This is a genomic window from Serratia sp. JSRIV002 (assembly GCF_019968725.1).
Taxonomy (GTDB): domain Bacteria; phylum Pseudomonadota; class Gammaproteobacteria; order Enterobacterales; family Enterobacteriaceae; genus Chania; species Chania fonticola_B.
In genome coordinates this window covers 5,396,619-5,420,802 of the sequence record NZ_CP074143.1, presented here as the reverse complement: position 1 = coordinate 5,420,802, position 24,184 = coordinate 5,396,619, and the positions used below count along the sequence as shown (strand labels likewise).

The window sequence follows — 24,184 nt, the reverse complement described above, 5'->3', positions numbered from 1 at the left end:
TGACCTCAGCTGGTCTGCGGGTGAACGATGTGAGTAACAAACCTCCCTTCATTCTCCCTGATGCGACTCAATCGAAAATTTTTCTTGCTTTATTTTTTTAGAAAAAACATTATCGTCCTTAGTCCCGGGACAAGGGACGGAAGGGGAGGGGTGTTATGAAAGGTCAAGATATTGTGTTGTTACTGAAGCTAGTATCGCTAGAACGCAAGGAAAAGCATCTAAACGGTGCCGAAAACTTAAGGCCACGTAGGCTATGGCAGGACTGGGACATCACGGAAGAAGAAGAGTTGAAGCAGAAAGGAATCATCGAATTTAGTGGGATTGAGGCTTACAGAGAGAGTCTTTATACCGTTCGTGGCCTAGAAAAAACTACGGGTATAAGTAAAACTCAAATAGCAGATTCTATTAAGAGATGCACGGATATTGGCCTGGCCAAGAAAGACCGTAAATATGGTGTGCCGAGAACAAATAAGAGATCACTGCTCGAATTTGTCATCTACGGGATAAAGTATGTCTTCCCCGTCAGGATGGGAGAATTGACGCGTGGGATAGCCACTTCTTTTTCTGCTCCTGTGTTAAATGAAAAATTGTTCAGTTCGGGTGAGTTAATCGCCGTCTGGCCTGATGAAAGAGCAAAAAGTAAAGGATTGAAAGTAATGCCTTTATTTCACACCGTTCCTTATGCTGTCCGGCAGGATGGTGATTTATACGCAATGCTTGCCCTAGTGGATGCCATCAGGCTCGGAAATCAGCGTGAAGCGGGTTTAGCCGCAAATATGCTGGAAAAGATGTTTACGGAGATATGATCTTGGAAGCTAAACAACAACACCGAATGCTGGTCGAAGTGGCTCGTGCATTAGGGCCTGATTTGGTGAAGCAGGTCACTTTTGTCGGAGGATGTACAACTGCACTTTTACTCACGGATGAGGTTACTGTAGAACAAGTCCGGCATACAGATGATGTGGACTTAATTGTTCATGTAATTAGTTATGCAAATTATCATGCCCTTCAGGAAGAATTAAACAAGAGGGGGTTCAAAATTGTCGCCCCAAATAACGATGACGACATTCCCATTTGCGCAATGCAACTGAATGAACTACGTGTAGATATTATGCCAGATGATGAATCTATTCTGGGGTTCAGCAACAGATGGTATAAAGAAGCTATGGAGAATTCATTTGATTATCAACTTAATGAAAACATCACTATAAAGCTTGTTTCTCCGGACTACTTTGTTGCCACTAAACTTGAAGCCTGGCTTGGTAGAGGTATGGGAGATGCATTAACAAGCCGCGACATTGAGGACATCATAAACTTAATCGATGGGCGTGAGGAGTTAATTAGTGAGCTAAGTAATTCATCAGGTGCAGTTAAGGCATTTATCTCAAAGCAACTTGGCCATCTGCTGAAAGACAGTAATTTTGAATATGCAGTAAGCAGTCAAAGCAACAACAGTCCCGAGCGTGAGAACATTATTTTTGAGCGCATTGAAGAGATAGTTAAACGGACTTCATGCTAATGGATATATCATGGGAAAGTCAAAAAGGCTCATCACGTAAGAATAATAATGACTATGTGGCCATCAGAGCGAATAATGACCATTTTTCTGCGGTTATTGTTGATGCATCCGAAAAAGGTAATGCACCCAGTCGCTTGGCTGAATATTGGGCAAGAACATTATTAACGAGCTACATAAAGCAAGAACATGAATCAGTTGTGTCGCTTTTGAAAGACATTCACAGGACGCTGATCCCTGACTATCTTACCGAGAGTGCCAGTTATACTCTGATTGATATTGACTTAAAGGATCGTAGCGGAGAGGTCGTTTATGTCGGCGATTGCCGATTAGGCATAAGTAATCACAACGACATTAACTGGGTTAACGAGCCCCATATTATTGTTAACACTTTTCCTGAGTTAGATGATAGCTACGCTAGTTTCCTCACCCGAGCTCTAAAAGCCCGTCGATTTACCCTGCCAGACCAAGTAAATTTTAACTGGCAAGACGGAGAGATGTTGCTGCTTTGTACCGATGGCTACTGGTGTCCTCATATCGATAATCAAGGGTTAAACCCTGATGATGCCAGTGTACTCAAACTCAGGCCTGACGATTCTGACTGTACTTTTACTACCAATTCAGATTGCGACAACTTTTTCTTCATTACTCTATAAGCGCGCATAGCCAATTGAAATAGTCATCTAGAGGCCCTACTGAACCACCTCCTTTAAAAAGCGACTTAATTTTTTCTGCAGGGAACACCTGACCTATTCCACATAGTCTAACGCACCGATACTTGAGAAACGTCCGCTCCAGGTACTGAGCAGACTATCGGAACCAGAGCCGTTGCAGGAGATTATGCCTAGTGGCAACACCCACCCAACCCGTGGTATCAAAAGACAAGGGAAAGGATTAAAAAAATCCCCGGGCAAAATGCCGGGGATTTGTGTAGAAGAGATAGAGCATGTGGAGGGAGAGCGCCGCGCATAATTAAATATCGCTTACCCAAGCATAAGAGGAGCTACTGAAATGATGAATCTGATGCATTGGCGCCTGTTGGTTGCGGTCGCTGACTCGAAAAATGTGTCCCGCGCAGCGGAGCGTTATGGCATTACCCAATCGGGTGCCAGCCAGGCTCTGACCCAAATGGAGGAGAGCCTCGGAGTTAAGGTATTTGTCCGAGATCGACGTGAGACTACCGTGACGGCGATAGGAGAGCAGATTATCGAGCGGGCGCGGCGGATGCTGAGTGAATTTGAGTCGATACAGAACCTGGTAGATATCTCTCGCGGGTGCCATTTGGGCCGAATTAAGTTGGCTAGTTTCCCCTCCGTGTTCGCGTCCTTTCTGCCAGATTTACTTCAGACTTTCAGCCGCATGCATCCCAGTGTTGAAATCGTTTCCCTGGAAGGAACCGACGAGGAGGTAGAGCAGTGGCTAGCCAGCGACAGCATCGATCTGGGCGTGGTGATGAACCCTGATGAAAAGCGTCAGGCGCTGTCGCTAGGGCGGGACACTTGGGTAGCCGTAGTTCCAGTGACTCATAAGCTAGCCAGAAGATCCTCGCTCAGTACCGTCTCGCTTAGGGAGTTGGTTGAGGAACCTTTCATTCTCGCTACTGGTGGCTGTTATCTTAACGGGCAGTCGCTGGTAGAACGAGAAGGATTGGCACTGAAGGATATAAAGATCACGGTGCGTGACTGGACTACTGCGTTCGCGTTGATCGGCGAAGGTATGGGCATCTCGATCGTTCCTGCCTCGACTTTGCCCTTAGATCGCCAAGGTATGCGGGTATTTGAACTCAGTAAGCCAATCTACCGCGAATTTGGTTTGGTCTGCTCGCAGACCGGTCAAAACTCGCCTTCTGCACAAACCTTGCTAAATGAAATCAGGAAGTCGACCCTGGGTTTGAATATCCCTATGACGATACGCGGCGCCGAAACAAAGCCGCTTGTGCCGACATAAGAATAGCTAATGATGGAGGTACAGAATTGTAATTTTACCAAAGGGTAGCGGGTTGCCAATATGCCTTCACAAGCTCTACGAACCTGGAAAAGCGACACGTTCGGGGAGTAGTAGTCGTTACCCAGTTAGAAAGGAGATTACATGAAACTGTACTTTGCCCCAATGACTTGCTCATTGTCCCCACATATTGTATTGCGTGAATTGGGCCTCGATTTTGAGTTGATTCGGGTTAACAACAAGACTAAGCAAACTGCTGATGGGCGCAGCTTTTTAGACATCAACCCTAAAGGGTACGTGGCAGCTTTAGAGTTGGATAATGGCAATGTGCTGACCGAAGGGCCTGCCATCGTGCAGTACTTGGTCGATCTTGTCCCTGACAACACGCTGGCACCGAGCAATGGTAGTTGGGAACGGGTTCGTCTACAGGAATGGCTGAACTTTATTTCATCTGAGATCCATAGCGGTTGTGCACCTTTGTTCAACGATGATATTCCAGAGACCACTAAGGCCATTTTCAAACAAAAGCTATTTAAACGATTTAACTATCTGGGTCAGATCCTATCGAAACAGAACTACCTGATTGGGACCTTTGGTCTAGCAGATGTGTATCTGTTCACCGTTCTGAAATGGTTGCCGTTTTTCAATATCGAGATCAAAGACTGGCCAGTACTGATGTCGTTCATGGAACGGATTGGATCTCGCTCCCATGTCCAGGCCGCGATTGCTGCAGAAGAGGCAACGCAGCCAGTTTAACTGCGGGGGAACAGAAGTTGAGTGGTCTGGACTTCTGTCCCTTCTACCTGGATTACGCCTCCGTATACTCCATATCCTTATGGGGTATGCCATCATCAAGGTATTCGCCGGATACCGTTTTGAAACCGAATCCTTCATAGAATTTGACGAGGTGAGATTGTGCCGAGAGCTTTATCGCTTTGCCTGGTTCATCGCCGTGGATTAAGAACATCGTTTTTTCCATCAGCCTGACCCCCAGCTTCTGACCCCTGACGGAATCATCAACAATCACTCGCGTGATTTTGGCCGCATCCGGAGAATCATCCACGTGCAGCACTCTCGCGTAGGCGACAAGCTTACCGTCGCTGTATCCGGCAACGTGAAGGGTGCTATTAAGCAAATCCTGTCCATCAATATCCTGAAACGGGCACGTCTGCTCGACGACAAACACCGCCATGCGCAGCGCCAGAATATCATGCAACTGCTGCGCACTGAGGACGTTGCCTTTCAATGCCTGCCAGCTTATTTCCATCTTTAACCCTTACTTTTTTTGTTAACCATGAAATGACGGCCCTGGGCTGATGACGGCCAGAATGGTGATAACAGCTAGTCATTCAGTCATAATATCACTCCATAACTTAATGAATATACTGAATTTTACTATGCGATTAGCTGGATGAATCATGACGTTTTCTGACAAAGAGGGTGAGTCTGGATCGTAGCAACCTCTCCAGACACATCATTGGGGATCGTTGGTGACAGCCGTCGCATTAGACAGCGGGGTCCCCTGATGATAGTAAAGTGCAATCATCAGTTGGCTAAGTTCCTTGAAATTAAAGGGATCCAACGACGTCGCTTCTTTTATCTGGTTAAGCCGGTAGGTGAGCGTGTTGCGATGTACCCCAAGTTCCCGCGCAGCGTTTGCCAGTTCGGCATTGTGTGCGATATAGGTACTTAACGTGTTGAGCAGCATTTGACCCGTGCTCAGCATCAGTAATTTATCGATTCTCTGTTTGAAATAAAGGGTAAATGAGCTGCTGCTGGCTTCATTCAACAACCCGCTGAAGGCAAATTGCTGGCCGTTAATGACCCGCGGTTGTGGTAACGACTCCCGAGCATGTTCTATCATCTCTTTGATCATAAATACCGATTGGCGGAAAATCCCGGCAGAGCCAGACTCTACCCCAATGCCAATAGTGTAATGGCTCAGCTGAGTTTCCATAAAGGCGTTCATAGCTTTAACCGTGGCTTCGGTCTGTTCGATCGCGGTAATAATTAACAGGATCTCATCATTGCTGAGCAATATTACCCGTTGGGATTTTAAAATATGTGAGAGTTTATTGAGGATGTGATCGATGGTTTGTCCCAATAAATGCCCGCCGGTTTCAATATTGATCAATACCGGCAACAGGGGTTGTGACAGGTCGATCTCTTGCTGTACCAACTGGTGAAGTATTTCCTTACCTTTGTCAGTATCGCCCACTTCAAGATACTGTTTTAGCAACAGATCTCTGATGCGGTATTGCCAGTTCATTTCCCGGATAGCTAAAGACTGTTTGATCAACAGCTCCGCCGCCAGAATCGCCAGCTCGGCATAACGCGCAATCGCGGCAGGATTGCCACTGATACCTATCACCATAACCACCTGATCATCCACGATAATTGGATGATTGATACCGGGTTGCACATTTCGGTACCTGGCCGCCTGCTGAGCATTTTCTATCGTCATCCGCTGGCGGCTCTTTATCACCTCAAATGCCACTTCATGACGTTCACCGATCCTATGTGGTTCGCCCGAAGCGATAATTACGCCCTGATGGTCAATAACATTAACGTTATAATGGATAATACTCATCGCTCGTTTCACAATGGTATTAGCCAGCTCTAAGGTGATCAGCATACTCATACCTTTATGATATAAAACCTCTATTGTAGTGAGGGGGGATAAATATAATATCGAATGTTTCTTGCCAATTTCACGGTAAGCTTATTGACCCATCAACCGATCTACGTAGTAAACTTAATACAATTCAGGTAACTCAATGCGTAAGCCGATGTTTGCCATCCGACCCTCTCTTTGTCAGAGGGCCGGAAATATCTATTGCGCTAACTTAAGAGACTACCTTTCCCGCTCAAACAGCATTGAGATCCCTTGCCCTCCACCGATACACATGGTGGCTAAACCGCTATTGACGCCACGGCGCTCCATCTCATACATCAGTTTTACAGCGATGATGGCACCGCTGGCCCCAACAGGATGCCCCAGCGCAATGGCTCCCCCGTTGACGTTCACTTTCGCCGGATCCAACTCCAGATCGTTAATCACCGCCAATGATTGGGCGGCAAAGGCCTCATTAAGCTCGATAAGGTCGATATCGTGCACCGACATATTCAACTTTTGCATCAGTTTACGAGTTGCCGGTGCCGGGCCAAAGCCCATGATTTCTGCCTCACAACCTGCCACTGCCCAGCCTCGGATCACCATCCGGATGGGTAGCCCCAGTTTTTCCGCGTTGGCACGGGTAGTGACAACCAGTGCGGCTGCTCCATCATTGATACCTGATGACGTTGCTGCTGTGACCGTGCCGTCTTTTTTAAACGCCGGCTTCAACTGCGCATACTTTTCTTTCGGCGTATCCCTTGGGTGTTCATCGATGGCAAACAGACGGCTGTTCTTGCCTTCACGAACCTCCAGCGGCAGGATTTGCGAGGTAAAATGCCCCTCTTTGATGGCTGCCAAGGCTTTTTGCTGACTGCACCAGGCAAACTCGTCCATCGCCTCACGGCTGATGTTAAAACGTTCCGCGACGAACTCGGCGGTCATACCGTTGTGATAAGGTCCTTCCGGCCAGGTCAAGATAGAGACAATGCCATCTTCCAATTCTCCGTGCCCAAGACGATAACCATAACGAGCCTTGCGAATATAGTGGGGCAGTTGGGTCATATTCTCTGTCCCACAGGCGACGGTGATCTGGGCGTTACCGGTTTGCAGTTCCAGCATGCAATCGACAATCGCTTGCAGACCCGAACCGCACTGGCGGTTTACCGAATAGGACGTTGTTTCGTTCGGTAACCCCGCGCGCAGCTGACAAATACGGGCGATAAAACCACTCTCCGCGATTTGCCCTACGTTACCTACCACCACTTCATCAATTTGTGCGGGTTGCAGCCCGGCACGGGCCACGGCCTCACGGATCACCGCTGCGCCCAAATCATGCTGGTGCGTATCTTTAAAGCTACCGCCCATGGTACCGATCGCCGTGCGTACGCCGCTGACGACGACAATGTCATTTGCATTTTTCATTCTATTCTCCTTACAGCACCATGCCGCCGCCGACGTTGATCACTTCGCCATTGATATAGCGTGCCTCGTCGGAAGCCAGGAAGGCGACGCAATGGCCGACATCAACCGGATCGCCAGCGAAACCTGCGGGAATTTTGCCGATCATGATGTCCCAGACTTTTTCCGGCACCCCACGAGTCATATCGGTTTCGATAAATCCTGGGCAGATGGCGTTAACGGTAACCCCTTTTTTTGCCAGCTCCCGGCAGGCCGTTTTGGTCAGGCCGATCACCCCGGCTTTTGAAGCGGCATAGTTGGCTTGCCCAACATTGCCTAACCAACTGGCCGACGAGATATTGATGATCCGCCCGCTGGCACGCTCGCGCATCCGCACGGCGGCTTCTTGCATGCAGTGGAAGGTTCCTTTCAGGTTGATATCCATCACCAGATCCCAATTCTCTTCCGTTAGCTTGTGCAACATGGCATCACGGTTAATCCCGGCGTTATTGACCAGAATATCTATCGGCCCCAGCTGCTGCTCAGCCGCAATAAATAACTGGTTAACCTCTTCGCGGTTGGCAATATTACAGGCGATGAAAATGGCTTTACGGCCCGCGTTCAGCAATTCGGCGGCAGTTTTATTGCCACCTTCCTGGTCGACATCACAAATGACTATCGCGGCCCCTTTCTCAGCCAATACCTGGGCAATGCCTCGCCCAAGACCACGGCTGGCCCCGGTGACGATAGCTACTTTATTCGTTAAACACATAGGGTACTCCTTATTATTTTAATTCCTGACCACGCTGAATTAGCGCAGAGATAACAAATATGTTTTTACTGCCTGGCCAGCATTTCCTTCAGGCCAAAAGGGGCGTCACAAAATAGTGCCGCGTCCATTTGTTTTAATGAGGGGGAAATAAGTGGCATAAATTCCATTTGTTGCAGGATGTCCCGCTCAAGATCGACGCCGGGGGCGATTTCTATCAGCATCGGGCCCTGCGCCGTCAGTTCAAATACTGCTCGTTCAGTCACCAAATGCATTTTTTGTTTTTTCTGGCGGGCTATTTCGCCGTTATAGGAAATCTGGTTAATCGACCGTACCAGTTTTTTAACCGAGCCTTCCTGCAGGATGGTTAATTGCCCTTGCTGGAATGCCACCTCCAACCCCTTGGCGGTAAAGGTGGAGCAAAACACCACGTGGTGTGCATTTTGGGTTATATCGATAAACCCTCCCGCCCCGGTACAGCGGTCCCCCATGCGGGTGGCGTTGATATGCCCGTTGGCGTCCATCTCGCCTGCACCCATATAAGTAATATCCACACCGGCCCCGTTGTAATACAGCATCTGTTCCTGATGGTTAATCATGGCGGTCAGGTTTTTACCGATGCCAAAATCAACGCCACCGGCCTGTACGCCGCCGTAGATACCTGATTCAACGGTGATGGTGACCGCTTCGCTCACCCCCTCTTCATGGATGATGGTGCCAATAACATCGTTGGGAATACCGGTGCCCAGATTGATCACACAGTCCGGGGATAGGAATTGGCAAGCGCGGCGGCCAATCACCTTGCGGATGTTCAGCGGCAGCGTTTCCACTTCGCTGGCAGGAGTCACCAGGTTGCCGCAATAGGCCGGGTCATAGAACCAGGAGGAGGTCTGACGGTGGTCTTGCTCGGGGTCTTCACATACCACAATGGCATCAATAAAATTCCCCGGCACCACGATCTGTTTTGGGTGCAGACTCCCTTTTTCCGCCAGATTTTTCACCTGGGCTATCACCTTGCCACCAAAGCGTTTCGCCGCCAGTACCGCCTGCAGGATCTCCAGCTTCATGGCCTCTTCCTCACAGGTGAGGTTGCCAGCGGTATCCGCCGTAGTGCCACGAATGATCACCGTATCCAGCGGGAGTGCCGGATAGAACAGATATTCCTCCTCGCGCAGGCTGACCACTTCCACCAAATCTGGCAGGGCGCGGGTCAACGCATTCATTTTGCCGCCTTCCAGGCGGGGATCGATAAAGGTACCCAGCCCCACTTTGGACAGATACCCGGCCTGACCTGCCGCCATGGCTGTATACAGATGGACAATCTGCCCCTGCGGTAAACAGAAGGCTTCAACCTCGTTGGCGGCAATCTTTTCCATCCACTTGGGTGCCAGCCCCCAGTGCGAACCAATAATGCGTTTTACCATCCCTGGGGGAGTAAAATGCTGATTGCCGCGCTCACGATTCGACTGCCCCGCAGAGTGAATATAGGTCAGCCCGTGCGGTGCCCCTGTTGCAAGAAAGCGATTTTCCAGGGCCTTCAAGATCGACTCCGCGGCCCCGATCAATGTCATGCCGATGGTGCACAGGGTCGAGCCGTTATTCACTAACTCTGCGGCCTGCTGAGCCGAAATGACTTTATTTCTCATATTGCTACCTTACGTCTGTGCGGCGGTGCACCATGGCACCGCGTTTAGGCTTTATTTCTCAATCACGCTATTCATTGCTGCCGGGGGGCATTGATTGGCCGGTTTATCTTTACTGCCTGCGGGTTGTTTCACCCTCGCAGCCCCGATGATGGCAAGGGTCTGCAGCACGATGGCAAACCACAGGCCTGCACTAGGTGACCCCGTTCTATCCTCCAGGAGACCGAACACATATGGCCCGAAGAACCCGCCGGTGATGCCAAGGCAAGCCAGTAATCCCAGCCCACCAGCGAGCATAGGGCCGCTCATCAGCGTGGCCGGGTAGGTAAAGATGATGGATTGCACGACGAAGAACATCGAGGCACCGATACAGAAGCCGATCAGCCCTAATACTGGGCCACCCAGCACGCCAATCAGGAAACCGACGGCCATCGACATAAAGCCGGACACCAGCATGATGCGTGAACGAGAGGCGGTATTGGCATATTTGGGCAGGAAGAAGCCACCCAAGGCTGCCGCGATCCACGGAATGGCAGTTAACAGGCCGAGCATCAAGGTGCTCATTTTGCCGTAGCTGTTAATAATGCTTGGCAGGAAATAGGTCAGGCTGTAGACCGAAATCTGATGGGTGAAATAAATCGCCACGATCAGCATGAAGGTTTTATTGGTAAACGCTGTTTTAAAGGAAAACTTCTGGTTCTTATCCACCCCAACCGGTTGCTCCGCGGCCAGCTTGTTTTCAATATACTCAATGTCGGTTTGGGTCAGCCATTTGGCATCACGGGGTTTATTGGGCAGTACGGCATACACATAAAACGCCAGCAGCACCGCCGGGAGCCCTTCTATGATAAACATCCATTGCCAGCCGTGCAGTCCACCCAGGCCATCCAGCATCAGCAATGCGCCGCCCAATGGCGCCCCGACAATATTGGCGATACAGACACCGAGCAGGAACATGCCGACGGCTCTGGCGCGATCTTCACGGCCAAACCAGTAGGTAAGGTACAGGATGATACCGGGGTACAATCCGGCTTCTGCCGCCCCTAGTAACAGGCGCATGACATAGAAAGAGGTGGGACCGGTGACGAAGGCCATACCGGCGGAAATCACCCCCCAGGTGAACATGATGCGGGTGATCCAGAAGCGGGCCCCGACCCGCGCCATGATCAGATTGCTGGGGATCTCCATGGTGGAATAAGTCAGAAAGAACAGACCTGCTCCCAACCCATAGGCGGTAGCGGAAAGCCCAAGATCGATGGACATCGAGGCTCGGGCAATGCCGATATTGGTTCTGTCAATGAAGCTGATGATATAAACAATGATCAGTAACGGCATCAGGTGTTTATATATTTTTGCATTCGTTATTGCCGCCTGGCTTTTCGATGCAATATCTAACGGTCGATTTGACATAATAAGGACTCCTCCTCATGATGAGGCGATTAAACAGGGCAGAGCTGTTCTGTATTGTTAGAGGTACAGGTGCTCTATTATTTTAATGATTGCGCTTTAGGTTTCCTGACGTTGGCGCGTTTATTGGATAACGCTTGTTTTTATATTGGTGGTGTCAATTTTTGTCGTAAAGCTAATTTGTCTATTTTGCCATTGGCATTTTTCGGTAATTCTGCTGTAAAGACGATCTTTGAGGGTATTTTAAATTTGGCAATTTTATTGGAGAGCCAATGAGTAATATTATCGCTCACCAAGGGTTTATTCCGGTGTGCCACAATAAAAGCGACGGCTTCTTCTCCGTAGATTTCGCTGCTGCTGGGAACTATGGCAATTTCCTTGACGCCAGGGTAATTCGAGATCAGGTTTTCCACTTCAATGCAGTATATTTTTTCACCACCGCGGTTGATCATGTCCTTGCTGCGATCTTTGATATACAGGTAGTTATCCTGATCGAGGCAGGCGATATCGCCGGTGTAGAACCAGCCGTCGTGGAAGAACTGCTGATTGGCCGCCGGGTTCTTCCAGTACTGGCTCATCACCACTGGCCCTTTCAGCCATAGATGACCAATCTCACCGGCAGCAAGCACCTGGTGATTATCGTCGCGAATTTGGCAGCTTAGGCCGGGAATGGGTAAGCCAGAACTGCCTATCTTATCGCTGCTGCGTACATCGACCGGGAAAATGCTGGCCGGTGAAGAGGTTTCTGTCAGCCCATAGATCGGCCTGATTTCCGTGGCTGGGAACAACTGCGCGAGCCTTTCGATAATGCCCACGTTCAAATGCCCGGCACCGCAAGCGATCATCCGCAAGCTGGCGTAGTTGCCCACCTGTGGATACTTTTCCGCTTCTTGCAACAGTAGGATAAACACCGTTGGCGAACCATGCAGGAAGGTAATGTTATGGCTGCTGACGGTTTTCAAAATCTCTTCTGCATTGAATCTTTGCTGCAAATGCAACGTACCGCCAAGGTGAATAAACAGGCAGAGTAAAGCTGACAGGCCGGTAATATGGCAGATAGGGATCGGCAAGATGGCGCTGTCTTGCTCGGTTAACTTGAGAGCCTGTTGGTAAGCCGTGATAGCCGCAATAAAGTTACCGTGAGTGAGCGCTGCTCCTTTCGGTGAGCCAGTGGTGCCGGAAGTATAAATAATTGCGGCAATGTCATCCGCTACGATGGCGGCAGGCTCTACGGGTTGGATCACATTTTGGTCATCTGCATTACTGAGCATCAGTTGCCAATCGGCAAGCGACACCACATGGCTTTGCTTCACGGGTTCCAGCGTCGCCATCCACGGCTGGCTGTTGGGATCGTAAAAAACCGCCTTGGCATTAACACTGGACAGGATGATATGGCTGTCTTGCGATTTTAACTTGGTGCTTAACGGCACCACGATAATCCCCAGCGCCATTGCTGCATAAAACAGCGAGCAGAATTCAGGCCGGTTACCCAAGGCCAAGACGATCACATCGCCTTTGACGAGGTTAAAACTTTCTTTCAGGCAGGCGGAAGATAAATTAACGTTATGATTTAACTGATTATAACTGTATTTATGGCCTTCAAAGAACAGGGCGGTATGCTCAGCCCGGCGGTTAACGCTCCGCTGTAAACTCTGATAGAGGTGTGTGATTTTTGCCTGCTGCATAGGTTGCCCCTTCACCGACATTTACTGATGGTGGTGAGTATAGGGAAAGGCAACGGTGCAAGAATGCGCAAAATTTCACATCTTTCTTCGGCAAACAGGGCTGACGCTTTGTATAAAATGCCAACCCTGGGAGGACAAAAAAATCGATGTTATGACGAGTTGGTTAGCAAATGTTATCGAAAATGATAAAAATTATGGTGAAAAAGGTGAGTAAGGGGTTTTGCTTTTATGCAGATGCATAAAAAGATGACGTTCGGGCCAATCCCCATCGGCACCTTACGCACCGCCATCACGTTGGGATGGATCACATAGGTAAACGCACAAGGATCCTACACTGGCGGAAAAGAGCCTCCCCTGAGCCAACGAAAAACCTATGGCCGAAAAAATCGAGCAGTTCGGCCACGAATCATACGCACTTAATTAACCATTAGCCGCAAAGCCAAATTATGCGGATAGGGGTCAAAGTATTTTTGCGTCAGCAGGTAGCTGTCTGGGTATTCGCCCAGGTAATGCTTCAGCAGCGTCAAAGGCGCGAGTATTGGCAGCAGCCCCTCGCGATAATGGAGGATCACGTCATTCAGCTCGCCGCGCTGACGTGAGTTCAGCTGGTTACGAAAGTACCCCTGAATGTGCATCAGCACGTTGGTGTGGTTCTTGCGCGAGGCGGGTTTTTTCAAGATCGTCATCAGTTTTTCGCGATAAGCCACGAAGAATGCATCCAGGTCTTCCCACTCATGCAACGAAGCGACAAAGGGGCCAATTTCGCGGTAGCCCGCTTGGTGGTGCGCCAGCAACTGCAATTTATACCGGCTGTGGAAGTCCAGCAGCGCATGGCGGGTGAGGCCGTTGGCCTTCAGGGTGTTCAACTCGTGCAGGGCGAAGATGCGCTCGACAAAGTTTTCCCGCAGCACCGGGTCGTGCAGGCGGCCATCTTCTTCCACCGGTAACCACGGGTATTTCTCCAACAGCGCTCTGGTAAAGATGCCTACGCCCTCTTTACGCCCGCGATTGCCCTTTTCATCGTACAACCGTACGCGTTCCATACCGCAGCTCGGCGATTTGGCGCAGACGATAAAGCCCGACAGTTCGTCAAGACGTGAGAGATAGGAATCCGTGAATGCGGTCATTTTCTCCGTCACATCGTCGTGCGGCGCTTGGCTGAAGTGCATCCGGAAATCCCCTTCGGCGGTCTGAACCAGGCGTAGTGCCGGACGAGGAGAGGGCAGTCCGATGGCCATCTCCGGGCAGACGGGTTTGAAGGTCACCCACTGCGCCAGCCCGTCCATGACAAAGCCCATGCGTTTATGTCCGCCGTCAAACCGAACGGTCGCGCCGGTTAAACATCCGCTGATCCCAATGACGGGTTGCTTATTCATATCGCGATCCTCTTACTGTTCTTTTCGGGTGAAGAAAAGCGTTACCTGGCCGACGGTGATGCCGAACTTCTTCATCTCTGTTTTATTAAAAAGATGCGTGTCATCTTGCAGATACATCCAGTCATCAAAGTGAAGTAGCCAGGTACTGCCATTGGCTTTCACGTTCATGCTGTAACGCCAGTTAAAGGCGTTGCCTTCTGCCACGCCGCTGGCCACACCTTCAATATCGCCTGCGGTGCCTTCGTAGCGATTGGTGCCGACGCGCCGGATATGCCACACCCGTTGCTGTTTCTCGCCATCGTCATAGACAAAGTGTTCATTTAGCGTCAGCGTGTCGCCGATGACGTTGCCACTGATTTCCACGTGGAAGCGGCGCAGCTGTTTTCCGCTGCGGTCCTGTACCATACCCCATGCCTCGGTTTTCCCCTGGAAGTAGTGGAAGATATCGAGCGGCGGTTGTTGATGCCGGTAGTCGCTGATGTCTGTGCTACAACCCACCAGAAGCATCATCAGCGCCAGGCCAAGTGTCAGAATGCGTTTCATTTTTCACCTCCGAGCAACTGCTGACGCAGTTCGGGATATTGCGTGCGTGGATCGAGCCAGATGGCCAGAAAGTTTGTACTGAAGGCGGCAGACTGGCTGGGGCCGAGCGGGGTAAAGCTTTTTTCTGCCCCTGAGGCGCGATACCAGAACTGCCCCTGCTTACCCTTAACAACAAAGGTAAGCTGTGAGCCGGGCGTGACGTCCGGCCAGAGTGACTGCAGCATGCGCAGCCAGGCTTCGCTCTGTGGTTCTCGCTCCATGATCCCCTGAGCCTGCCACTGGTCACGGGTGGCTTCGACCAACTGGTCACGATCGATGTCGCGTTTGTAGGTAATAATCAGCGCCTGATCCTGTTCCGGCCCGTGATACCGACCGTCCGGCGTGCTCAGTTGGGAGGTATAAACGGTAAACGGCCCCCATGTCAGGCTGGCATCACCCACTTTGCGCCAGCTTAACCAGTCGGCGGCATGGGCGACGGGCGTGATAGCCGCCAACCACAGCAGCATCAGTAAAGAGGTTCTCATTGTCGTCTCCCCGTCAGAATATGGAACAACAGCATCAGAACCAGCCAACCCAGAGCCATCCAACTGACGACGATAAAGGTCGGCTCCCGGAAAGTCATGGCGCCCAGACGTTCGCCAATCACATACGCTACGGGACCGCCAGCGGTTGCCAGCAAAGCCAGCATCCACCCCGGCAGCGTGGTCGTGAGGGTCAAGTGGGTCCAGACGGTAGCGAACATCAGCCACAGCGCCATCATCCACAGGGGCAGCAGCGCGTCACTGTTAAAGCCGATCAGCCCCGTCAGCACCCAGAGGGCATCCAGACCGCTGCCCGCTGCGGCCAGCAGCAGGGCGTAAACACGGTGTGCAGGCGACAGCATCAGACAGGCCAGGATCGCCAGGGCGAGCCACAGGAACAGGCCGCGTTCGCGAAACAACACTACCAGCGTCCAGTAGAGATCGAACGCGAGAGCCATCAGCACGACCTGCACAGAGCGGTTCATACGCGCTCTGCGGTCAGTTGCACCACGCTGATGGTGCGTGCGTTAAAACCGGCTTCGCAGTAGCCAAAGTAGTAGAGCCACATACGGCGAAACCTTTCATCGAAACCGAGCTTTTCAATGTCCTGCCAGGCGTGCAGAAAACGCTGCCGCCAGTGCGCCAGCGTGTGGGCGTAGTCTGGCCCCATATCGAACAGATTACGGACGACAAAATCGGTGTGACGCGTCATCAGTTCACTCATTGCCGTGATGCTCGGTAGGAACCCGCCGGGGAAGATGTAACGCTGGATAAAATCGACGCTTTTGCTGTAGTCGCGGTAGCGCTGATCCTGAATGGTGATAGCCTGAATCGCCATTTTGCCGCCCGGGCGCAGGCGCGCCTGACAGGTTCGGAAGAAATCCGGCAGGTAGCGTTTACCCACGGCTTCAATCATCTCAACCGATACCAGTTTGTCGAATTGCCCGGTCAGGTCGCGGTAGTCGCACAGCAGAACCTGAACTCTGTCCTGTAATCCCGCGCGGGCAATACGCTCTGTAGCCCAGATGTACTGCTCCCGCGACAGCGTCGTGGTAGTGACGCGGCAGCCGTAGTGACGGGCGGCGTATTCCGCCATTGCCCCCCAGCCGGTGCCGATTTCCAGCAGGTGATCGCTTGCGGTCAACGCCAGTTGTTCGCACAGGCGCGCCATTTTTGCCTGCTGGGCTTGAGAGAGAGCCTGGTCGTCGGCGGTGAACAGCGCGCTGGAGTAGAGCAGATCTTCATCGAGAAAGTGCGCATAGAATTCGTTACCCAGATCGTAATGGGCGGAGATGTTTTCCCGCGCCTGTTTGCGGTAGTTACGCCGCGTCCAGTGGCGAAGCCGCTCCATAGGATTGCCCAGCAGGCGAAAGCCACTTTCCAGCCTTCCCAGTACCTTGCCGTTGAGGGCCAGGATCTGCAAAAGCGGGGTTAACTGATGCGTCTCCCACTCACCCTCCATCCAGGATTCGGCCGCGGCGAGGCTGCCGCCGGTGAGCAGACGCCAGTAAACACCCGGCGCGAGGATCTGCACTTCAGCACGCAGCGCAGAGGACTCATCGCCAAAATGGAGGGTCTGCTGTCCTTCACGCACGGTGAGCGAGCCCTCGCGGATACCGCTCAGCAAACGAAAGAGTAGCCAGCGCGCGATACGGGCGTTACGAGGGATATCGGATTCAAGCGCAAAGGCAGGATCGGTCATGAGCGCTAACTCCTTCTGACGGGATGGTTGTACAACGGCACGCGTTTAAGCCACAGCCGTAACGCTTGCCAGTAAATTGCCAGGACGGTTTTCAGGGTCATCATCGGTATGCGCAGCAATATCGATCTCAGGGTCGCGCGCGTTAGGTGCTCACGGCGAAGCGCGAGCGTGGCGTCGAACACCTTCGACTCCTGATGATTTTCGATATGCATATGCAGCGTTTTACCGGGGGCGTTGAAGCGCCAGTGATAGACCATATCCATCGGATTAAACGGGGAGACATGGAAGGCTTTCGGCTGCGGGCGAGCCGCCTGGCCATCCACCGCATAGTAATGGCGCTCGTTCCACGGGGTGTTGCGCACTTCGGCCAGAACCCAGCGCAGCATGCCCGTACTGTCATAGCAGTAGTAGAGATTGATCGGATTAAAATGGAAGCCGAAATAACGAAGCTGGGTCAGGAGCATGACGCGGCCATCGGGACGTTCCCCGGTCAGGGTTTGCAGCCGGTCGAGGGCGTTCTCTTTTAGCGGTGTGCCGAGTGGGTAATCCGCATCATGGAAGGCGGCCGCGGCAAATCGATTACGGCGGATACCCGCCGACGGCAGCGCATCCAGCTCGTCCAGATCGATCCAGGCCATAAACACGTTATAGCGAAAATGGTGTGATTTCGGCTGGAAGCGACGATGGCGTAACACACCCTGGTAAAGGCAGCTGTTCATCTTACAGGTCCTCCCCTGCAGCGATCCCTTTCACCACGTCCAACGCGCTGCGTACCCCATCCTCGTGAAAACCGTTGTACCAGTAAGCTCCGCAGAACCAGCTCCGTTGGTGGCCGTTAATCTCGCCGCGGCGCGACTGGGCGCGCCAGCTTTGCGGGTTAAACATCGGGTGCTCGTAGACAAAGCGTTTCCAGACGTAGCGATCGTCTACCGGCGTTTCCGGGTTCAGGGTGACGCAGAACAAGGGGCTACCCTCAGGTAATCCTTGTAAGATATTCATGTTGTAGGTGACGCAGGCGCTGGCCTGGTCCCGTTCGCTCAGGCGATAGTTCCAGCTTGCCCAGGCACGCTCGCGCACCGGTAGCCAGCGTGGATCGCTGTGCAAAACCACCTCGTTATGCTGCCAGCCAATATCGCCCAGAACCTCGCTTTCTGCAGGAGTAGGATGAGCAAGCATCGCCAGCGCCTGTGAGGAATGGCAGGCGAAGATCACCTGGTCGAACGAGTGATTCGACTGCGCAAGCTGGATTTCAACGCCGCCGTTGTGGCGGATGACCTGCTGCACCGGAGCGTTGAGGTGCAGGGTCAGGCGGTCCCCCAACTGGGCCAAAATGGCGCGGACGTACTCGCGAGAACCGCCGGGCACCACATACCACTGCGGACGGTGGGTAACGTCCAGCAGGCCGTGATGCTCAAAGAAGCGCAAAAACAGCGGAAGCGGGAAGCGGCGCATCTCCTGCAGTGACGAGGACCAGATGGCGGCCCCCATCGGCAGGATATAATGACGCGCGAAAAACGCGCTGAAGCCGTGCTGTTCGAGAAAAGTCTCCAGCGTGGCGTTTTCGTTAACGTCGCCTGCCAACGCCTCTTTTGCCAGGCGGTTGAAGCGAACAATATCTCGCAGCAGCCCCCAGAACGCCGGATTAACCAGGTTACGACGCTGTGCAAACAGCGAGGTGAGGGTGTGGCCGTTATACTCAAGCCCGCTTTGCGAATTATGCACGGAGAAGCTCATCTGCGTTTTTTGCCCGCTGATGCCCAGCTCGCTGAGCAGGCCCATAAAGCGCGGATAGGTACGGTCATTGTAGACGATAAACCCGGTATCGATGGCATACGTCCCCTGCGGCGTGCTGACATCCACCGTGGCGGTATGACCACCCACAGTGGGTTCCGCTTCGAAAAGCGTGACCTGATGATGCCCGGCCAGCCGCCAGGCACAGGTGAGTCCTGCAATACCGCTGCCGATAATGGCGATGTTCATGAGCGAACCATCCTGCGCAACAGCCTGCGCTGAAGAAAATTGGGGAGCCCTGAAAGCAGCTTCATGACCAGGCTGAATCCGGTGGGAAAGGCGATGTGTTTTTTCCCTTTCGCCAGCCCGCGACGGATCGCCTTCACGGCATCGTCGACGCTCACCTGGCCGGGCATGGCAAAATCATTTTTACGGGTAAGCGGCGTGTCTACAAAGCCCGGTGAGACAACCGTGACGGCAATACCTTTGGGCTCCCAGTCAAGGCGCAGACTATTGGCAAACCAGGTGAGGGCGGCTTTTGACGCGCCATACGCCTCTGCTCGTGGGAACGGCAGCCAGTGCGCCATCGAGCTGACCAGCGCTACGCGACTTCCTGGAAGGAGCTGGGTCTGAAGTGCGGCCAGACAGTTCACTGGCCCCTGGAAGTTGGTACTCATCACACGTTCCACCAGAGCGGCATCCACCACACCCTGATCCAGGTATTCGCAGGTTCCCGCACAAAGAACGGTCAGGTCGGCAGTGCAATCTGCAAGCGCCAGACGGCAGGCCTCCCTGTCCGTCATATCGAACACGCGTAACGTGATATTCGGGCTGTACTGTTGCAGTGCTTCCAGCCTGGCCCTGTCTCGCCCGCAGGCAATGACTTGGCAGCCGTCATCGGCCCAGGACTTCGCGAGCCCGGCACCAATGCCGGAGCTTGCGCCGGTGATGAGGACGGTCATCATGAGCGGATTCTCCTTTTTACACTTCGCACCGCCCAGCCAAGAAGGGGAAGATGTTCGTAGATCATCTCCCCGGCATCGTAGTAATCGCGCTGGCGAATAATCAGGTTGTCCTGCACATCAACAATTGAGCATCCTGCGAGGACTAGTGTTTCTCCCCTTGAAATCCGTGGGTGAGACCAATGCATTGCCCAAGTTACGGCAAAACGATGGCCTTCGCAGAGGGGGGAGTCGATGGTAAAGCGGCAATGCTTTACGTTGGCCAATAGATGAGTGAAGTAACGCTGGATCGCCAAAAGACCCTGATGCTCACCAAACGGGTCGCTCAGACTGGCATCAGCATGATAGATCTCCGCCAACGCAGATGGCGGCTGGTTATCCAGCTTGCTGTAGTAATCAACAAACCGGTTGATGATGGATGGCATAGAGCTCATGAGTCTCACCTGAGAGTGAACAACCTAGCGTTATTGCATAGTTAAAACTTACACAATTATTGTAGTTTGTCCAACTTTGGCGAGGTGATAATTATTTTCTCATTCGCTTCAACGTATTAAGTTTGCCAGCTCATGCTGTTAACTGTGCAACATGAGCTGGCTTTATCTTCAACTTCCTCTGTAGGTAGAGTATCCATACTGGCTTAACAGCAGGGGGATGTGCAGTTTTTCATTGGTCTTGGTGACGGTGAACATCACCGGGATCTCCGGGAAGAACGACGTTTGCTGCTGTTGGTGGAAATAGTCACCGGTTTTGAAGGTCACTTTGTAAATTCCCGGCAGCATATCCTGGTCCTGTGGATATAGAGATTTGATACGCCCGTCTTCGTCCGTTTTACCGCTAGCCAGCGTGACCCAGCTGTTTTGCTGCTCTTTTTCAAGCGTGACGGTGACATTCGGCGAGGGGATCCCTGTCTGCTGGTTCAGAATATGGACGCTCAGCGTGCCAGCAGGGGCACTGAATGCGGCAGGAGCCGTTGCCAGAGAGGTTAGCAGAATAAGACCGGTAGCTTTTTTCATCATGATTTCCTGTAGGGGTTAAACAAACAGGAAAAAGGTAGCATCCTGGTGAAAAATAAATATTCAACCTTTTGTGATAATTAACGCAAGCACAACGTCAAAGAGTAATGACCTCAAGAGACATCACCTGTTGTTGCCACAGTTCAATCTGTTGTTTGCGGGTGGGGGTGAGTTTACCTGTCATGACCAGCAGCCATTTTCGTTCAGGAAATAGCTCTGGAGCCAGACTGGCAGGCGGAACGGGAAGGACATCAATGTGCTGTCCTTGACCAGTACGCTTGAGGGCTTCCAGCCAGATTTCACACGGGTCTGACAGGTACCAGCCGGTGATCAGATAGTTATCCCCTGCCGCTTTTTTGTCCCTTTCGAGGCAAAATGAGGTATAGGAAATGATAATGCCATCCAGGATCTCGCGCAGGGTCATCATCGCCGGAATATTGGCAGAGAATTTACCGCGCAGCGGGCGCAGCAATTCCGTGACCAACTCCGGGCGAGGATATTCGCGGCCAGAAACGTAAATCTGCTGGCGCAGCGATTCAATTTTTCCCTCTTTGAGCAACTGCAGCATTTTTTCTTGCAGAGTAAGCCAGTTGTTTGTCGGACCTTCTGCCGGGCGCGCGAGCAGGGGTTTTACCTGGCTGATGGTTACCCCTTTTTTTACCCAGTCGAGAATTTTGAGCGCCTGCTGGACATCATCATCGCTGTACTGGCGATGTCCACCATCGGTGCGCATCGGTTTAAGCAGGCCGTAACGACGCTGCCAGGCGCGCAATGTGGTTGCGTTTATTCCGCAAAGCCGGGCAAATTCGCCGATAGAGTAAGCCATGAGAGACATCCGATAACAAAGAACACTTTCAATATACTACGCATAATGCCGGCTTGAATGAAGTGTCGGGCGTTTGCACGACACTTTACTCCCAACCGTGCCTCAAACCTCAATCTCACCAATTCTTTCCAACGCATCCACAATCAGATCCCAAAAGGCGGTTTCATCAAGCTTCACTGCCACCTGAGTATGGCAATCCGCTGTGGCCGGGAAGCGGAAGTCCGCGACCGTCATCCCCAGCGTCAGGGTACCGGTCAGCTCAATATCGATGGGCACCTTACGCACCGTCATCACGTTGGGGTTGATCACATAGGCGACCGCGCAGGGATCGTGTACCGGTGGCGAAGTGAAACCCTGCGCCTGCTTATACATATGGCCGAAGAACTCGAGCAGTTCGACGACAAATTTCGCAGGGCCGGTGCCAATGGCGGCGATGCGCGCGCTAACTTCTGGCGTGGCCAGCGCCTGATGCGTCAGATCCAACCCAACCATGGTTAACGGCCAGGGTTCGTTGAACACGATATGCGCGGCTTCCGGATCGATTTTGATATTGAATTCAGCCACTGCGCTCCAGTTACCCACGTGGTAACCGCCCCCCATCAGCACCACTTCCTTCACGCGTGTGGCAATACGGGGTTCCTTGCGCACCGCCATGGCGATGTTGGTCAGGCCTGCGGTGGGCACCAGCGTTACGGTGCCTGGTGGGTGTGCCATGATGGTATCAATGATCAGGTCGACGGCATGGATATCGGCCAATTGCAGAGTGGGTTCCGGTAAAACTGGGCCATCGAGTCCCGATTCGCCGTGGATGTCGGGGGCGACTTCAATTTGCCGTACCAGCGGCCGCGAGCAGCCAGCGGCAAAGGGCACGCCGGTGATGTTGGCAATGCGCGCCACGGCCAGCGCATTGCGCGTGACCTTCTCCAGCGTCTGGTTGCCGACGACGGTGGTGACGGCCAGCAGTTCAATATCTGGGTTGCCCCATGCCAGCAGCATCGCGATCGCATCGTCATGCCCCGGGTCGCAGTCCAGTATGATTTTCTTCATGATTTTTCCTGATGCAGGGGAATTTTTTCGAGCATAACCTAGAGGTGGGCAGAGGGGTATGACCAGCGGGCCGTTTTGTTAACGTCATCAAAGGATTGAATAAATCTGCCCCGGAAGGGGCAGATTGCTGGCTTAGTCTTCCAGCTTCAGCACCGGCTCTCTCTTCAGCACTACGCGCAGCACAAAGTAATACACGATGCCGATCGCCAGCCAGCTAAGGCCGAGGATTTTGGCTTCGATATCCATCTCGTACAGTACAAAGGCGATGATCGACAGGCCGATCAGTGGGAACAGCAGGTGTTTTACCCAGGCCTTGGACTTCTGGCGGATGATGTAGTGGTTAATCACCGACAGGTGCAAGATCAAAAAGCCCATCAGCGCCCCGAAGTTGACCAACCGGCTCAGGTTGTCGATGCTGCCGTTGAAGTACAGCCCGGAACCGAGGGAGATCACCGCGACCAGCAGGGTGCTGACGTAAGGGGTTTTAAAGCGTGGATGTACCTTGGCCAGGATCTTCGGCAATTGGCGGTCTCGCCCCATGGCGAACAGAATGCGGGAGATGGCGGCCTGCGCGACTAACGCATTAGCAATCCCCCAGGAGAGCGCCGTCGCCCAGATGGTCGCCTGCTTTAACCAGGAACCGCCCGCCAGATTGGCGGTATCGTAGAACGCGGTATCCAGGTTAGTGAAGTTTTGGCCCGCAGCCAGATCGGCGGCAATCCAGGTTTGCAGAATAAACAGCGACCCTACCAACAGCAGTGCATACAACGAGGCTTTCCCCACGGCATCGGCCCCGCCTTTACTCTCTTCGGACAGCGTCGAAATACCGTCAAAGCCCAGGAATGACAGCACCGCGATAGATACCGCACCCATCACCAGCGGCAGGCTAAATTTCTCGGCGTTGTAGAGCGGGTTCAGCGTCAGGCCACCGGAACCTTCGCCGGAATACAGTGCCGTCAGGCCCATTACCACAAAGATGGTCAGGATCACGATCTCCGCCACCAGGATGTAGCGGTTGGCCTTGGCGGTGAACTGGATCCCCACCAGGTTGATCGCACTGTTGATCACGATAAAGGTCACGATCCACACCCAGGCGGGTACTTCTGGCAGGATCGGGCCGAGCGCCGCCGCGCTGACGATATACAGCAACGACGGCACCAGGATGTAATCGAGCAGGATCAGCCAACCGGCAAAGAAGCCGACGGTTTCATGGATGCCGCGCTGGGCATAGGCATAGACCGAGCCGGAAACCGGGAAAGCACGGGACATTGACCAGTAGCTCATGGCGGTGAAGAACATCGCCACCATGCCGATCAGATAGGCCAGCGCCACCATGCCCTGTGCGCCTTCCCACACGTAGCCAAACACGCCAAACGGCGCGATCGGCACCATAAAGATCATGCCGTAGATCACCAGATCTTTCAGGGTGAGGGTACGGTGCAGTTCCTGCTTATAACCAAATTGTTCTACAGACATGGCGCTAT

Annotated in this window: 25 protein-coding genes; 5 read left to right on the top strand and 20 right to left on the bottom strand. The window is 52.6% G+C overall.

The window, feature by feature from the left end; all coding sequences use genetic code 11:
- The first annotated feature begins 155 nt into the window (after positions 1 to 155).
- The 5 genes from KGP26_RS25400 to gstA all read left to right on the top strand — a co-directional run bounded on the left by KGP26_RS25400 (position 156) and on the right by gstA (position 4,216).
- Positions 156 to 806 (top strand): hypothetical protein, encoded by a 651-nt coding sequence (locus KGP26_RS25400; protein WP_179250595.1) that lies wholly within the window; start codon positions 156 to 158, stop codon positions 804 to 806.
- Positions 803 to 1,519, top strand: coding sequence for a hypothetical protein (locus tag KGP26_RS25395; RefSeq protein ID WP_371824927.1), 717 nt, complete (start codon positions 803 to 805; stop codon positions 1,517 to 1,519). Before KGP26_RS25400 ends, KGP26_RS25395 begins: the two co-directional genes overlap by 4 nt.
- A complete protein-coding gene (locus tag KGP26_RS25390; RefSeq protein ID WP_179250594.1) occupies positions 1,519 to 2,172 on the top strand; it encodes a hypothetical protein in 654 nt (217 codons plus the stop codon). The genes KGP26_RS25395 and KGP26_RS25390 overlap by 1 nt, the downstream gene beginning before the upstream one ends.
- Positions 2,173 to 2,527: 355 nt before the next feature.
- Positions 2,528 to 3,463, top strand: a complete 936-nt coding sequence (locus KGP26_RS25385; RefSeq protein ID WP_223664734.1) for a LysR family transcriptional regulator — start codon at positions 2,528 to 2,530, stop codon at positions 3,461 to 3,463.
- 141 nt (positions 3,464 to 3,604) lie between these two features.
- Positions 3,605 to 4,216, top strand: a complete 612-nt coding sequence (gene gstA, locus KGP26_RS25380; protein ID WP_021807003.1) for a glutathione transferase GstA — start codon at positions 3,605 to 3,607, stop codon at positions 4,214 to 4,216.
- A 52-nt stretch (positions 4,217 to 4,268) separates the two neighbouring features.
- Here the strand turns inward: gstA and KGP26_RS25375 are convergent, their stop codons facing one another.
- The 20 genes from KGP26_RS25375 to KGP26_RS25280 all read right to left on the bottom strand — a co-directional run bounded on the left by KGP26_RS25375 (position 4,269) and on the right by KGP26_RS25280 (position 24,176).
- A complete protein-coding gene (locus tag KGP26_RS25375; RefSeq protein ID WP_223664733.1) occupies positions 4,269 to 4,727 on the bottom strand; it encodes a GNAT family N-acetyltransferase in 459 nt (152 codons plus the stop codon).
- 207 nt (positions 4,728 to 4,934) lie between these two features.
- Positions 4,935 to 6,095 carry a sugar diacid recognition domain-containing protein gene (locus KGP26_RS25370; protein ID WP_172413920.1) on the bottom strand — a complete coding sequence of 387 codons (1,161 nt, stop codon included), beginning with the start codon at positions 6,093 to 6,095 and terminating at the stop codon, positions 4,935 to 4,937.
- 219 nt (positions 6,096 to 6,314) lie between these two features.
- Complete coding sequence (locus KGP26_RS25365; protein ID WP_223664732.1) at positions 6,315 to 7,499, bottom strand: thiolase family protein; 1,185 nt, start codon at positions 7,497 to 7,499, stop codon at positions 6,315 to 6,317.
- 10 nt (positions 7,500 to 7,509) lie between these two features.
- Positions 7,510 to 8,247 carry a 3-oxoacyl-ACP reductase FabG gene (gene fabG, locus KGP26_RS25360; RefSeq protein ID WP_223664731.1) on the bottom strand — a complete coding sequence of 246 codons (738 nt, stop codon included), beginning with the start codon at positions 8,245 to 8,247 and terminating at the stop codon, positions 7,510 to 7,512.
- A gap of 65 nt (positions 8,248 to 8,312) precedes the next feature.
- Entirely contained in the window at positions 8,313 to 9,890 is a 1,578-nt protein-coding gene (locus tag KGP26_RS25355; RefSeq protein WP_223664730.1) for an acyl CoA:acetate/3-ketoacid CoA transferase, read from the bottom strand.
- 51 nt (positions 9,891 to 9,941) lie between these two features.
- Positions 9,942 to 11,297: an MFS transporter gene (locus KGP26_RS25350; RefSeq protein WP_179244374.1), complete on the bottom strand. Its 1,356-nt coding sequence runs from the start codon at positions 11,295 to 11,297 to the stop codon at positions 9,942 to 9,944.
- Between the two features lie 140 nt (positions 11,298 to 11,437).
- Positions 11,438 to 12,979 (bottom strand): class I adenylate-forming enzyme family protein, encoded by a 1,542-nt coding sequence (locus tag KGP26_RS25345; RefSeq protein ID WP_223664729.1) that lies wholly within the window; start codon positions 12,977 to 12,979, stop codon positions 11,438 to 11,440.
- A 416-nt stretch (positions 12,980 to 13,395) separates the two neighbouring features.
- Positions 13,396 to 14,355 carry a DUF523 and DUF1722 domain-containing protein gene (locus tag KGP26_RS25340; RefSeq protein WP_021806994.1) on the bottom strand — a complete coding sequence of 320 codons (960 nt, stop codon included), beginning with the start codon at positions 14,353 to 14,355 and terminating at the stop codon, positions 13,396 to 13,398.
- A 12-nt stretch (positions 14,356 to 14,367) separates the two neighbouring features.
- On the bottom strand, positions 14,368 to 14,898 hold the full coding sequence (locus KGP26_RS25335; RefSeq protein ID WP_059198995.1) for a DUF3833 domain-containing protein: 531 nt from the start codon (positions 14,896 to 14,898) through the stop codon (positions 14,368 to 14,370).
- Complete coding sequence (locus KGP26_RS25330; RefSeq protein WP_223664728.1) at positions 14,895 to 15,422, bottom strand: YajG family lipoprotein; 528 nt, start codon at positions 15,420 to 15,422, stop codon at positions 14,895 to 14,897. The genes KGP26_RS25335 and KGP26_RS25330 overlap by 4 nt, the downstream gene beginning before the upstream one ends.
- A complete protein-coding gene (locus tag KGP26_RS25325) occupies positions 15,419 to 15,904 on the bottom strand; it encodes a DUF2878 domain-containing protein (RefSeq protein ID WP_223664727.1) in 486 nt (161 codons plus the stop codon). The genes KGP26_RS25330 and KGP26_RS25325 overlap by 4 nt, the downstream gene beginning before the upstream one ends.
- Positions 15,901 to 17,121 (bottom strand): cyclopropane-fatty-acyl-phospholipid synthase family protein, encoded by a 1,221-nt coding sequence (locus tag KGP26_RS25320; RefSeq protein ID WP_094981514.1) that lies wholly within the window; start codon positions 17,119 to 17,121, stop codon positions 15,901 to 15,903. Before KGP26_RS25320 ends, KGP26_RS25325 begins: the two co-directional genes overlap by 4 nt.
- A gap of 5 nt (positions 17,122 to 17,126) precedes the next feature.
- The gene (locus KGP26_RS25315; protein ID WP_021806989.1) at positions 17,127 to 17,840 is read right to left on the bottom strand and encodes a DUF1365 domain-containing protein; all 714 of its coding nucleotides are present in this window, start codon (positions 17,838 to 17,840) and stop codon (positions 17,127 to 17,129) included.
- Position 17,841: 1 nt separating this feature from the next.
- Positions 17,842 to 19,101: an NAD(P)/FAD-dependent oxidoreductase gene (locus KGP26_RS25310; protein WP_223664726.1), complete on the bottom strand. Its 1,260-nt coding sequence runs from the start codon at positions 19,099 to 19,101 to the stop codon at positions 17,842 to 17,844.
- Positions 19,098 to 19,817 (bottom strand): SDR family NAD(P)-dependent oxidoreductase, encoded by a 720-nt coding sequence (locus KGP26_RS25305; protein ID WP_179248543.1) that lies wholly within the window; start codon positions 19,815 to 19,817, stop codon positions 19,098 to 19,100. The genes KGP26_RS25310 and KGP26_RS25305 overlap by 4 nt, the downstream gene beginning before the upstream one ends.
- Positions 19,814 to 20,248: a nuclear transport factor 2 family protein gene (locus tag KGP26_RS25300; protein ID WP_166733495.1), complete on the bottom strand. Its 435-nt coding sequence runs from the start codon at positions 20,246 to 20,248 to the stop codon at positions 19,814 to 19,816. Before KGP26_RS25300 ends, KGP26_RS25305 begins: the two co-directional genes overlap by 4 nt.
- A 168-nt stretch (positions 20,249 to 20,416) precedes the next feature.
- A complete protein-coding gene (gene uraH / locus KGP26_RS25295; RefSeq protein WP_223665692.1) occupies positions 20,417 to 20,827 on the bottom strand; it encodes a hydroxyisourate hydrolase in 411 nt (136 codons plus the stop codon).
- A gap of 97 nt (positions 20,828 to 20,924) precedes the next feature.
- Complete coding sequence (locus tag KGP26_RS25290; protein WP_021806984.1) at positions 20,925 to 21,653, bottom strand: MerR family transcriptional regulator; 729 nt, start codon at positions 21,651 to 21,653, stop codon at positions 20,925 to 20,927.
- Positions 21,654 to 21,755: 102 nt separating this feature from the next.
- Positions 21,756 to 22,700: a nucleoside hydrolase gene (locus KGP26_RS25285; RefSeq protein WP_223664725.1), complete on the bottom strand. Its 945-nt coding sequence runs from the start codon at positions 22,698 to 22,700 to the stop codon at positions 21,756 to 21,758.
- 132 nt (positions 22,701 to 22,832) lie between these two features.
- Positions 22,833 to 24,176, bottom strand: coding sequence for an APC family permease (locus KGP26_RS25280; RefSeq protein ID WP_021806982.1), 1,344 nt, complete (start codon positions 24,174 to 24,176; stop codon positions 22,833 to 22,835).
- Positions 24,177 to 24,184: the final 8 nt, after the last annotated feature.